9 protein-coding genes are annotated in these 13,192 nt (G+C 55.4%); 3 read left to right on the top strand and 6 right to left on the bottom strand.

What is annotated here, in order from left to right; genetic code table 11:
* Positions 1 to 46 precede the first annotated feature (46 nt).
* Positions 47 to 2,137, top strand: a complete 2,091-nt coding sequence (locus CSTAT_RS03670; RefSeq protein WP_075722504.1) for an MMPL family transporter — start codon at positions 47 to 49, stop codon at positions 2,135 to 2,137.
* Between the two features lie 4 nt (positions 2,138 to 2,141).
* On the opposite strand, the gene CSTAT_RS03665 is transcribed toward CSTAT_RS03670, so the two are convergent.
* The 6 genes from CSTAT_RS03665 to CSTAT_RS03640 form a co-directional block, all read right to left on the bottom strand.
* Positions 2,142 to 2,513, bottom strand: coding sequence for a PH domain-containing protein (locus CSTAT_RS03665; RefSeq protein ID WP_075723783.1), 372 nt, complete (start codon positions 2,511 to 2,513; stop codon positions 2,142 to 2,144).
* 75 nt (positions 2,514 to 2,588) lie between these two features.
* A complete protein-coding gene (locus CSTAT_RS03660) occupies positions 2,589 to 5,471 on the bottom strand; it encodes an FAD-binding and (Fe-S)-binding domain-containing protein (RefSeq protein ID WP_083640647.1) in 2,883 nt (960 codons plus the stop codon).
* Entirely contained in the window at positions 5,471 to 6,994 is a 1,524-nt protein-coding gene (gene amaB / locus CSTAT_RS03655; RefSeq protein WP_075722503.1) for an L-piperidine-6-carboxylate dehydrogenase, read from the bottom strand. Before amaB ends, CSTAT_RS03660 begins: the two co-directional genes overlap by 1 nt.
* Positions 6,995 to 7,013: 19 nt before the next feature.
* Entirely contained in the window at positions 7,014 to 8,414 is a 1,401-nt protein-coding gene (gene hglS, locus CSTAT_RS03650; RefSeq protein ID WP_075722502.1) for a 2-oxoadipate dioxygenase/decarboxylase, read from the bottom strand.
* Between the two features lie 18 nt (positions 8,415 to 8,432).
* Positions 8,433 to 9,623 (bottom strand): NAD(P)/FAD-dependent oxidoreductase, encoded by a 1,191-nt coding sequence (locus tag CSTAT_RS03645; RefSeq protein ID WP_075722501.1) that lies wholly within the window; start codon positions 9,621 to 9,623, stop codon positions 8,433 to 8,435.
* A gap of 174 nt (positions 9,624 to 9,797) precedes the next feature.
* Positions 9,798 to 10,508, bottom strand: coding sequence for a GntR family transcriptional regulator (locus CSTAT_RS03640; RefSeq protein WP_075722500.1), 711 nt, complete (start codon positions 10,506 to 10,508; stop codon positions 9,798 to 9,800).
* Between the two features lie 253 nt (positions 10,509 to 10,761).
* Here CSTAT_RS03640 and CSTAT_RS03635 point away from each other — a divergent pair, with 253 nt between their 5' ends.
* Positions 10,762 to 12,324 (top strand): alanine/glycine:cation symporter family protein, encoded by a 1,563-nt coding sequence (locus tag CSTAT_RS03635; protein WP_075723781.1) that lies wholly within the window; start codon positions 10,762 to 10,764, stop codon positions 12,322 to 12,324.
* Positions 12,317 to 13,183 (top strand): glutamate ABC transporter substrate-binding protein, encoded by an 867-nt coding sequence (locus tag CSTAT_RS03630; RefSeq protein WP_075722499.1) that lies wholly within the window; start codon positions 12,317 to 12,319, stop codon positions 13,181 to 13,183. Before CSTAT_RS03635 ends, CSTAT_RS03630 begins: the two co-directional genes overlap by 8 nt.
* The last annotated feature ends 9 nt before the right edge of the window (positions 13,184 to 13,192 follow it).

Raw genomic sequence — 13,192 nt, 5'->3', positions numbered from 1 at the left:
GTGAAGCTGTACTGGACTAGTACTGTTTTCCCGTAGACTCGGTAGAATGAAACAGGCTCGGATATTCAACGCCCTCGCTGCCCTAGTCATGGTGATCATTTGGCTGGCCATCACCGGCTTGGGCGGGCCAACTTTCGGGAAAATCTCCGAAGTTAGCACCAACGACAAATCTACATTCCTTCCAGCGAGTTCTGAGTCCACGCAGGTCGGTGACCTCATTGAGGAGTTCTCAGACGGCCAAGGAATTCCGGCCATCATCGCCGGTGAAGTAGGTGAGGTCGATGATTCTGCGCTTGCCTCCGGCACGGAGCAAATAGAATCGGTTGATGGGGTCATGCAGGTCATTGGCCCGCAGATTGCTGAAGACGGCACGGCCGTTCAGTACATCACGTTGATTGATACAGAATCAGCCGATCCCACCGAGGTAGTTGAAGAACTCACCGCCGAAATTTCTGACAGCAGTTTCGCTCCTTCTGATTTTGGTGATTTTTATGTCACGGGACCAGCGGGCTTTAGCTCCGATTTAGCGGGCGCTTTCGCGGGTATCGATGGTATTTTGCTTATTGTCGCACTTGTTGCGGTTTTGATTATTCTGGTTGCGGTTTACCGCGCTGCGCTGCTGCCGATCATTGTTATTGTCACCGCCGTGGCAGCGCTGTGTGCATCAATTTTGACTATTTACTGGATGGCTAAATCCGGGATTATTGTTCTCAACGGCCAAGCCCAAGGCATCTTGTCCATTCTGGTCATTGGTGCTGCGACAGATTATTCGCTGCTCATGGTTGCGCGCCAACGTGAAGAATTGCAGCGCAAAGAATCGGTTGCGGATTCGTTGCGTGCTTCATGGAAGGCATCGTTCAGCGCGATCACGGCTTCTGCTGCAACCGTGGCTATCGCTCTACTGTGTTTACTGGTCTCCGATTTAAACTCGAACCGCTCCCTCGGGCCTATTGCCGCAACCGGTATTTTCTTCGCGTGGGTCTCCGCGCTGACGCTGCTTCCCGCACTGCTATACCTGTTCGGCCGTATCGCTTTTTGGCCGGTCACGCCGAAGTACTCGAGCGATGAAAATGCGGCAAATAACTCGCACAAGTTGTGGCACAAGGTTGCCTCCCTGGTAGAGGGCAGCCCGCGTAAGGTCTGGGCTGGCACGCTAGTGCTCCTTTTCATCGGTGCTGCGTGGCTGCCGTTGCTTAATGCCACCGGTGTCTCCAACTCGGATATTTTGCTCTCTGACACTGATGCCAAGGCTGGCCAAGAAGTCCTCAATGAGCATTTTGATGCCGGTGCCGGCTCACCTGCTTCCATCATTGCTCCGGAAGAATTGCAGGATGAAGTGCTCGGAATCTTGGATGAGCATCCGGAAGTCTCCGAAGCCACACTGACTTCTGAGTCGGGTGCGCCGGCGAATACTCCGCCGATGAATCTGGATCCAAATGTGGTCGACGGGCAGGTGTACATCCAAGCCATCCTCAATCAGGAAGCAGATTCTCTCGAGGCACAAGATACGGTCGCACAGCTTCGCGATGAATTCTCCGTCCTCGACGGCGCTGTCTTGGTCGGTGGTGAGTCCGCCACAGCCTTGGATTCAAACCTCACCGCCGAGCGTGACCTGCGTGTTATCGTCCCGCTGGTTCTCGCCGTGGTTCTCATCGTGCTCATTATTCTCTTGCGCGCACTATTGCTTCCGGTACTGCTGTTGTTGTCCACGGTAATCAGTTTCGCGGCCGCCATGGGTGTATCCGCACTGGTGTTCAACGGTCTGTTCAACTTCCCTGGCGCGGATCCGACGGTGCCGCTGTATGGCTTCATTTTCCTCGTCGCACTCGGCGTGGATTACACCATCTTCCTGATGACCCGAGCCAAGGAAGAAACCCCAACCATGGGCACACGAAAAGCAGTGCTGCATTCACTGACGGTTACCGGCGGAGTTATTACCTCAGCCGGCGTAGTCCTCGCGGCAACCTTCGCAGCATTGTCTGTTATTCCGCTGATGTTCATGGTCCAGCTCGCGTTCATCGTCGCCTTCGGCGTGCTAGTGGACACCTTCATCGTGCGCACCCTGCTAATTCCCGGCCTCGTTACCGACATCGGACCGAAAGTCTGGTGGCCAGCAAAACAAGCAGCAAAAGATTAATCATCTACTGACTGTTTAACACGCAGTGGGCAATCAAGGAATCAATCTGGCGAACATCAATCTTGTGATTCAGCTTGATCTTGATATGCCCGGCGCGAGTCCATAGTTCTACTTCTGCATCTAAATCGAAGGTGCCGGCATTTTCAGTGGACCACATGTCGATGGCCTTGTATGGAAGAGAATAAATTTCAACCTTTTTACCCGTTAGGCCCTGGGCATCACGCATAATGAGTCGCTTCGTGGTGAAAATGGCCGAGTCACGGAATGTTTCATAAGCCACTAAGGCTTCTTCGCCACGAGTCAAAATTGATGTGACGTCGTCGGGAACTGGGACCTCCTGATATAGGGTCCACTCAGCAATCTTTGACATCTCCATGTCAAGGTCCTCCATATTCAAATATTTCAAGGATCAGTCAGGGAAACTGATCCTTTAATAAGTATCACGCCCTACTTACTCGCCTTTCATCACGTCTCTTACAATCTCGGCAATATGTTGAGGGGCAACACCTGTGCCCTGGTCGATGTGGGTGCGGCAGGAAAAGCCGTCGGCGATGACAGCGTTTCCGTCGGCTCCAGCCTCGCGGACTTTGGGGAAAAGTTCGCGCTCCCCCAGTGCCATGGACATCTCAGCATGCCCCTTCTCGAAGCCCCAGTTCCCGGCCAAACCGCAGCAACCGGTTTCGATATCGGATTGCGAGACACCGAGGGCCTCGAGAAGCTGTGCGGAATGCTGTGGGTCACCGAGCGATTTCTCATGGCAATGCACCTGGGTCAGCGCGCTAATGTTGGCTGGCCGGATTTCGCCGGCATCCACCTTTTCTTTGATTAGCGGCGCAACGAACTCCGCGAAAGACATGGTAGACCCAGCGAGCTGGGTGATGGCGGGGTCATCAATAAGCTCTGTTGCTTCGCCGTTGAGCATGACCGTGCACGATGGCTCAATGCCGACGACGGTTAATCCGCGGTCCAGATAAGGCTTCATCACCTTGGCGGTCTGCTTGAGTACCCGCTGGGCCATATCCAGTTGACCTGTGGAATGCCAGGTCAAACCACAGCAGACAAAAGCCTGCGGGATTTCGACGTTGTATCCCAGCGATTCCAGCACCTCAACCGCCGCGGTCGCAGGTGAAGTATCCAGCGAGGCATTGAAAGAATCAGGCCACAAGACCACAGTCTTAGTGGCGGAACTGGTGCTGCGTTTCTTGTGCCACTTGCGTAGCGACGTCGGAGCAAAGCGGATGAGCGGGCGCGAGGTATCCAGCCCGCCGACTTTCGCGATAAGGGTTTTGAGTCCTGGCGTGCGCATGGATGTATCGATAAGCCGTGGGAGCAGCGGAATCTTGTGCGCAATATGGCCGAGAAGCGGGAGCCAACCCATCATGTAATGCGCCATCGGGCGGATTTTGCCTTGGTAGTGCTTGTGCAAGAACTCTGATTTATAGGTCGACATATCCACGTTGACAGGGCACTCGGACGCGCAAGCCTTGCACGAAAGACACAGGTCGAGGGCTTCGAGAACCTCTTCAGACTTGTAGCCATCGGCAACTGATTCCCCACGAAACATCTCCGATAGAAGACGCGCACGGCCGCGGGTGGAATGGACTTCATCGCCAGTGATCTGGAAAGACGGGCACATGGAGTTTTCTTCCGAGCGGCAGGCGGAGACGCCAACACACCGGTTGACGGCATTGACCATAGAACCCTTGTCATGGCTGAATTTGTGCACCGGGGTGAGTTCAAATTTCCGCTGGCCAGGAGCCATGCGGAGCCCGTCGGTGACCTCGTCGGCGTCGACGAGAACTCCGGGGTTAAATAGCCCATCGGGATCCAAGATGTTCTTGAACTTCTTGAATAAATCACACATTTCTTCGGAGTACATCCGGTCCAGCAGCGCGGAACGCGCACGGCCATCGCCGTGTTCACCGGACAAAGAGCCACCATAAGAAGAGACCAGCTCGGCGGCCTCGTTCATGAACTCCTTAAATATCGCAACGCCTTCATCGCTGCCGAAGTCGAAGGAGATACGCACGTGCACGCAGCCCTCACCAAAGTGGCCAAAAGGAATGCCACGCAGGGAGTACTTATCCATCAGCGCGTAGAGGTCGCGCAAGTAATCGGCGAGGTTTTCCGGTGGCACAGCGGAGTCTTCCCAGTTTGGCCATGCTTCCCCGCCATCAGGCAGACGCGTCACCACGCCCGCAGAAGCCTCGCGGATGCGCCACAATTCCCGCATTTCTTGCGGGTTGGAAACCACGACGGTGTCGACAGTATCCACCGAGGCAGCGACAGTTTCAGCCAACGCTTCGGCCTCAGCAAGGGTATCGCCTCCGACTTCGCAGTACAGCCAGCCACCCGCGGGAATACCCTTGCGGATGCCAGGCAGGTTCCCGCCGGCTTTCTCTTGGCCGCGCTTGCTGCGCAGGGCATCAAGCAGGTCACCGCCCATGCCTTCAATGGTCGCAACACCTGGAAGACGCAGTTTCGCCGCCGCCGATGCTGCATCGTAAACGGTCTCAAAAGCCAGGACTGCCAAGGCTTTAGCCTGGGGTACTTCCACGAGTTTGACCGTCATCTTCGTAATAACACCAACAGTGCCTTCCGAACCCGCGATCGCCTTCGCCGCATCAAATCCGTGCTTGTCCAGCAAATAGTGCAGTCCGTAACCGGATACTTGGCGCGGGAATCGGCCAAGTTCGGTATCAATGAGGTCAGCGTTAGCATCGACAAGCTGATGCAATTGCTTATCGATGCCTGCGTCGCTTACCCCACTGCCATCGAAAGTAACCTCCTCACCATTGGCCAGCATGAGAGTGACCGATACGAGGTTTTCTGCCGCGGTGCCGTAGGCAACCGAGTGCGAACCGCAGGCATTATTGGCGACCATGCCACCGATAGTGCAGCGTGAATGCGTGGACGGATCAGGGCCATAGGTCAGCCCGAATTCAGCGACCGCGTCGCGCAGCCCGTCGCAGACGACGCCGGGCTCAACGGTGGCTGTGCGGTTTTCGACGTCGATATCCAAGATGCGGTTGAAATACCGCGAAGTATCAATAATCAACCCCGTACCGATGGCATTACCCGCAACCGAGGTGCCGCCGCCGCGAGAGATAATCGACCAGCCACGCTGCTTCGCGATTTCGATGCCATCGCGAATATCGTCCGCCGACTTCGGCTCAATCACTGCCTTCGGAATGCGGCGGAAAACCGACGCGTCGGAGGAATAGGCGGCACGCGTGGTCATATCTTCGCGCATGCCAGAACGCGCCATCTTCTTGAACACTGAAGGGTCCAGACGGTCAAACTTGATGGTTCGCTGTGGCATGGCAGAGGACATTAGAGGAACTTTACTCCTTGAGCCAGTGGAAGTTCGCCGGAATAGTTGATGGTGTTGGTCGCGCGGCGCATGTAGGTCTTCCAGGCATCGGAGCCGGATTCGCGGCCGCCACCAGTCTCCTTTTCACCACCGAATGCGCCGCCGATTTCAGCACCGGAGGTACCAATGTTCACATTGGCGATACCGCAGTCGGAGCCCGAAGCAGACAAGAAGAGCTCTGCCTCGGAGTTGTCCTGGGTGAAGATAGCCGAGGACAGACCTTGAGGCACAGCGTTGTGCAGGGCGATTGCCTCATCGAAGTCCGAGTAGGTCAGAACATAGAGAATTGGCGCGAAGGTTTCATTGTGCACAATTTCTGATTGCTCAGGCATGCGCACCACGGCTGGTTCGACGTAGAAAGACTTTTCGGTGTCATCGACGATAACGCGGTTGCCGCCGACGAGTACTTCCCCGCCTTGTTCCTTGGCTGCTTCGAGGGATTTCTGCATGCCGTCGAATGCGCCCTGGTTGACGAGTGGGCCGACGAGGACGGACTCATCGCGCGGGTCGCCGATGGTGAGTGTCTTGTAGGCGGCGACGATTTGGTCCACCAACTTATCCGCAATGGATTCGTGCACGATGAGACGGCGCATGGTGGTGCAGCGCTGGCCAGCGGTACCGGCAGCGGCGAAGACAATGCCGCGCAATGCTAGGTCGAGGTCCGCGGTGGGACTGACGATGGCTGCGTTATTGCCGCCGAGTTCCAGCAGGTAGCGACCGAAACGCGAGGCGACGCGTGGCGCGACTTCGCGACCCATGCGGGTAGAACCAGTGGCGGAGACAAGTTCGACGCGAGGGTCATCGAGAAGTACTTCGCCGACGGTGCGGTCACCAAGGATGAGGTGGCTGATGTTTTGGTCCTCACCGCAGTCTTCAATGGCACGCGCCAACAAAGCATGCGCACCGAGGGCGGAAAGTGCGCACATCTCCGATGGCTTCCACACGACGGTGTCACCGCAGACCAGGGCATTTGCGGTATTCCACGAGTACACAGCCACCGGGAAGTTAAATGCAGAAATCACGCCGACCACACCGATGGGGTGCCAGGTTTCCATCAAACGGTGCCCGGGGCGCTCCGAAGGCATGGTCTTGCCATAGAGCATGCGGGATTGGCCGAGCGCGAAATCGCAGATATCAATCATTTCTTGGACTTCGCCTTCAGCCTCAGAAATAGACTTTCCGGCTTCCACTTGAACGAGGATTCCCAGGTCATGCTTATGTTCAGTCAACAGCTCGCCCCAGCGCTTAATCACATTGCCGCGGCGGGGTGCTGGAACATCGCGCCAGGATTTGAAGGCTTCATCGGCAGCCGCGATCATCTCCATTGCCTGCTCTTTGGTGGTGCCCTGGATTTTAAAAAGGTCCTCGCCGGTCAATGGCGTGCGGGTTTGCAGGTTGCCGCCTTCCAGCGAACCAGTGTAGCCACACGCTTTCAAAGCATCCTGGATGGTGGAAAGAAGCTGGTCGTGAGTCTGAGTAGTCATAGAAAATGGTTCCTTTTCACTAGTTGTTAAGTGCGGGAGTGGGGTGGATGGTTATGCCTAGTTGCTGCGCGGCAGCATCCAAGGAGGCTGCTTCCTGGGCTTTGTAGAGTTCATAAGGCTCGACAATCTCGCGCCCGACAATCTTCGACATTGCTTGCAGGTCATAGTCAGTTCCCTGCTGCTGGTTATCGCGGGTACCTTCATCTTTCAGGTTCGACTGGAAGATGCCTGCCGCCGAGCGCGGAAGAAAGTCCTCGTAGACAATGGGTTGGGCGGTGAGAACGGAGGCATCGATAAGCTGCTCAACCGTGTACTCCCCCGGCTCAGCTTCCCCTGTCACCTCATAGGTGAAGTAGCCTAGTCCCTGCTCACGCAGGCCTTTCTCCGTATTCGGCAGGTTGGCTTGCCACACCTCGCGGGCAAGTTCCACGCGGGTTTTATCCGAGTCAGCCGCGAGTTTTTCATCCACCTGGGTGTTCATGGTGTCATACAGCGCGCGGCCTTTCGGCGTTAGCGCAATGCCGCGCTGCTCGACCTCGCCAAAGCGAACCCGCAGCGCACCCGGGCCCACCGTACCGTCGGCGAACTTGAAAATCCGTTCTTCATCGAGCGCGCGGAAAGAAGTCTGCCGCAACAAAATATCGGGGCCATCCCAATCCGGTGGACCTTGGATTTCATCAATCATGGTGATGCCGCGGGCTTCCATGCGGTTGTACAAATCATCAATATCCAGCACGCGCGGGGTCAGGTGGTTGATATGGGTATAGCGCACGCCGCCGATATCCGAGGCCACAGCCGAGATTGCCTCGAGTTCGCGGTACCACTGTTCATCAATGGGTTCATCGTTAAGCTCAAATGCTGCCGTGGCCAGCTCAATGAACTTATCCGCGTCGTGCTCCTCTAGCCCTTTATTTTCTGCCGCTTTATTGGCCATCGCGACTAGTTCATCGGAAAAGATGCTTCGCTTATCGATGAATCCCTGCAGCCTTTCCTGCAGCTCCGGCGTGAAAAAGCGCGGGTCATCGGCTGCCAGCATAGAGGTAAACACGCGGAAAGGATTCTTTGCCAACTCATCCTTGTCGGTCGGGCGAAAAGCCGTGGACACGACTGGCACGGACGACTTCGCGGCATCGCGCAAGTCATAAAATCCCACTGGGTACATGCCGAAACCGGCGAAGACCGCTGCCACCTGGCTCATTTCCTTTGGCGAACCGACGCGGATAGCCCCGTGACGCTCAGCAGTTACGCGGCCGATGCTGCCCAAGCGTTCTGCTTCCGCACCCATCTTGTCCATGAAGTCGGTGTTGACTGCCTCGGATACCTCCACCAACGTGGTGTAAGCGGGAACTTCGCGGCCGTACATATCTGACAGACTTCGTGCGAAGCGTGCGCGAAGCGTTGATGTTTCTTGAAAGACCATTGTTTGCCTTCCTGTTCCTTAGATAATGTTCTTTTCGATGACTGAATTGAGCTCTTGTTCAAAACGTGACGTGGAATATCCGTCATGAGGAAGGAAGGATTCGCGGTCTTGGATGATGTCTGCCATGAACTCGCCTGCGGCAGGTCCTTGGAGGAATCCGTGACCGGAAAATCCCGTGCAGTAGTAGAAACCCGCCACGCGATCTGATGCGCCGATAATCGCGTTGCGGTCTGGAGTGTTTTCATAAAACCCAGACCAGCCGGAATCTAGCTGCGGGTTTTGAAGCGTTGGCGCGAAAATCTTCGCCGCGGAATTAAACGCATCAAGCCACTCAAAGCTGTAATCGCGGTTGAAGCCAGGTTCTTGGGGATGCGAGATGCCCAGCAGCATGCCGTTGTAATAGTTGTGCATGTACATGGTGGTGGACAGATCCAAAGTAAAGGGCACCGTGGGATGGGCTTGGGGCATCTGCGTGGTCAGTCCGATCATTCTGCGGACCGGTTCCACCGGCAAGGTGTGCCCGGCCATCTCACCGATCTTCGCGGACCAAGCACCGGCGGCGCAGACAATCTGCTCTGTGCGGATTACTCCGCGCTGGGTCGTGACTGATTCAATCGCCCCGCCGGATGTGGCGATATCCAGCACCTCAGTGTGGTCCATGACGGTTACGCCCATGGCAATTGCCGCACGCATGTAACCGGCAACTGCGGCTGCCGGGCAGGCATAGCCATCATCTGGTGAAAGCGATCCAGCCAAAATAGCCTTTGGGTCAATAAAGGGATTAACCTCAGCGACCTGTTCCGGGCTAATCATCGAAGAATTCACGCCCAGGTCATTTTGGGTTTTCGTAGCTTCTTCCAGATTGGCCACTTCTTCCTCAGTGCGCGCGAGGAACAGGTAGCCGACTTTGGCAAGTTCGATATTGGTACCAAAGTCTTCTTTCCAAGTACGGAAGGTATCTAAAGAACGCTTGCCCAAGATGACATTCATGGGGTCGGAGAAGTTCGCCCGCACCCCGCCCATCGGTTTGGCAGAAGATCCTCTACCCACTTCGTGTTGTTCAAGCACGACAATGCCCTTGACACCCCGCGATGCCAGGTGCCACGCGGTGCTCATGCCCATGATTCCTCCACCGATGATGACGATGTTGGCAATCTCAGGTTGTGTTTGCGCGTAGTTCGGTACGAGCGGAACCTTTACATCAACCACTTTTTCCTCCTCCCACACTTTATGGCAAGCGCCATATCTGACCGGTTATCTGTTATCGATAACTCTAACTTGAAAGTTGTGAGCTGCGCAATAGATTTCGAGAAGAAAAATCAAAGACCCTCATCTACCTGCAGAAATGCTGGAGGAGGACGAGGGGTGTAGCTGGGTTAGGCGCTAATTTGCGGGCGAATAGCCGTGTGGGCGGGCATATTCCAGATGCTTTAACATGAGCGCGGCCGCCTTTTCCGGATCCCGCTCTCGGATCGCCTGAGCGATCTCGATATGCTCTTGAGCCGAGTGTTGCAATCCTTGATTATCCTCCAAGTGCCGATAGGCATCATTGACACGAGACTCGTCGCGCAGGTTAGAGACGATTTTTGACCAGCGTGAATTGCCCACGGCATCCACCAGCGCCATATGGAAGTCATGATCCGCATTGAGATACGGCAAAGCTGGTTCTTTATTCGTTGCAGGCAAGGCCTCAATGGACTCCTGCGCAAGCCTTACAATATTTTCGATCACCTCCGTGCCGATATCGCGGATCGCAGCCTGGCGCACCGCCTCCACCTCAATGAGCACGCGCATTTCATAAACCTCAAAGCGATCATGCTCGGAGAGTTCCACCACCCTAAAGCCGCGATTACGAACCGGCTCTAGCAATCCATTAGCTGCCAGCGCCATCATCGCTTCGCGCGCAGGAGAATTAGAAATACCCAAATGGGTGGCCAAAGAATTGGCCGAATAGATTTCCCCAGGAACCATGATTCCGGAAAATAGCAACTGACGAATCAACGTCTGCGTTGATTGCTTTAACGTCGACTGACTCAGTGCGGCCTCACGCCCCACCTGCTCTATCCGCTTGGCCCATTCATCACCAGGCGCCATTCCCAGTCACCCCTTAACCTCTGCTCGTTTGTACTCGGTTTAATCCTAATCAGCCACAAGCATTGGCCCCCGCTTCACCGTGGGAACTTTCGGCCCGAATAGGAAAGTTTTCAGAAAAGGCTTCACTTATGGGTTATCGATAACCTAGTATGTATCTCACATCACAAAATAAGGGTTGTGCAATCCATGTCAATTTGTGATTCGAGTGTCTCCACACTTCCTCCCCTTGCTAATCAATCAGAAAGGTCCGAAGTTGAGCTCCATATTAACTACCCACACCCTCGCCCAGGAAGACCCCGGCGGTATCGACGGCGCCATCCAATCAGTCTTTGGCCCATTCGTAGATTTTCTGGAAAAGGCGGTTTTCTTCTCCGTACCGGTTCTCGGAGCGGATCTTCCGCTCGTAGTCGTGTGGCTTGTTGCCGGTGGCGTATTTTGTAACGTCTATCTGCGCGTCCGCCCTATCAAAGACGCCAAACAGGCCATTCGCGCCGTGCGCGGAATGCTGGCCAAGAAATCCGACCCCGGCCAAGTGACCAGTTTCCAAGCCTTTGCCACAGAACTCGCCGGCACGATTGGTCTAGGCAACATCGCCGGTGTTGCCGTCGCCATCACCATGGGCGGGCCCGGCGCTTCTTTCTGGATTGCTGCAGCTGGCGTGCTTGGTATGGCCGTCAAACTCGCCGAGGCCACCTTGGGCCAGATGTTTCGCCGTGTCAACGATGACGGCACGGTAGCCGCCGGTCCGATGTACTTCTTGGAATACGGTCTAAAGTCCATCGGCAAGCCAAAGCTCGGTCTGTCGCTGGGCTACTTCTATGCCATCGGCATGGCGCTTGCGGTTATGGGTGCTGGCAACATCTTCCAAGCCAACCAGGTGGCTATGCACCTGACTGATATCACCGGTGGCGAAGACAGTTTCCTATTCGGCAATGGTTGGATCGTGGGTCTTGCCATCGCGATCCCGGCCGCGGTCGTGCTCATCGGTGGAATTAACTCCATCGCGAACGCCACCAGCCGCCTGGTTCCGGTGATGTCCGTGCTCTACGCGGTTGCTGTTTTCGTGGTTCTGGGCTTTAACTTCTCTGAGATTCCGAATGCCTTCGTGCAGATCTTCCAAGGAGCATTCACCCCAGAAGGTGTTTCCGGCGGCATTTTGGGTGTGGCCATCATCGGTATTCAGCGTGCACTGTTTTCCAACGTCGCTGGTGTTGGTACCGCGGCTTTGGCACACGGCGTGACCAAGAACCGTCGTCCTGCTGAAGAAGGCTTGGTTGCTGCATGGGAGCCGTTTTTGGACTCCGTCATTGTGTGTACGCTCACCGCTATAGCCATTATTGTTACTGGTGAACACCTCAACACCGGCGCAGACGGCATCACCTTGGCTACCAATGCTTTTGCAACTGTTTCCTATGGCTTTACCTTCGTACTCACTGCCTGCATTGTGCTCTTCGCCTTTTCCACAGTGTTATCTTACTGCTACTACGGCCAGGTCAACTTCGGATACATCTTCAATGACAACAAAAGGGCCAAGCAGATTTACAGCGTCATCTACATCATCATGATTGTCGTTGGTGCTTCCGTCTCCCTAGACACCGTGGTGCGTTTCTCTGACGCCACTTTCTTCCTCGTTGCCATCCCAAACTTGCTGGGCATTTACCTGCTGGCCAAGCCGCTGCGCAAAGAGATCTCTTCCTACCGCGAGGCTGCTGCCGCCGGCGAAATTGAACCGGTGCCAGAAAAGGACCGCGTGAACCTGCTAGATCACGGCTTCCCTACTAACCAAGCCAAAAAGAAAGAACATCCTCATGTCTAAGAATAAAATCGCGGCAACACTGCTGGCCGGTACCACTGCCATATCCCTTGCTGCCTGCTCTTCGTCCGGCGAATCAGAGGGTGGACTGCTGGGTGCAATTGAATCAGGCAACGTTATCCTCGGCGTGAAATTCGACCAGCCGGGCATCGGCCTGCGTGAAGGCGACGGATCCTACACGGGCGCTGAGACAGAAATCGCTACTAAGATTGTGGAAACCCTGGCTGAAGAAAATGGCTGGGATACCCCAAATATCCAGTACCGAGAAACCCCCGCTGCCCAACGCGAAACCCTGCTGCGCAACGGTGAGACACACCTGATTCAAGGCGGATATTCCATTACCCCGGACCGCATGGAAATCGTGGACTTTGCCGGCCCACTGTTGTTGACCCACCAAGCATTGCTGGTACGCGCAGACGATGACTCCATCCAGTCACTAGAAGACCTCGACGGCAAAATCTTGTGCTCCACTGCCGGCTCCAAGCCAGCACAGCGCGTGAAGGAAGAAATCCCGAGCGTCCAGTTGCAAGAATATGACACCAATTCCAGCTGCATCGAAGCGCTGTCCCAGGGCAATGTTGATGCGCTGACATCAGATGCGCCGATCCTCGCGGGCTACGCCGGACAATATGACGGCAAGTTCGAGGTCCTCGACATGACCAAAGCCGATGGCTCATTCTTCTCCAACGAGTGGTACGGCATTGGCTTGCAAAAAGACGACACAGAATCCGTCGACGCCGTCAATCAGGTTCTCACAGATATGAAAGACTCTGGCGAGCTCGACGCCATCATTGAGGAATACTTCGGCGATTTGGATTCCATCGAAGAGACCACCCCCGGCGATCTTTCTGAGATTGAATAAGGAGAAGGC

It is taken from the genome of Corynebacterium stationis, assembly GCF_001941345.1.
GTDB lineage: Bacteria > Actinomycetota > Actinomycetes > Mycobacteriales > Mycobacteriaceae > Corynebacterium > Corynebacterium stationis.
Note: the sequence above shows the minus strand (reverse complement) of the source record. Positions and strands in the feature narration are given on the sequence as shown.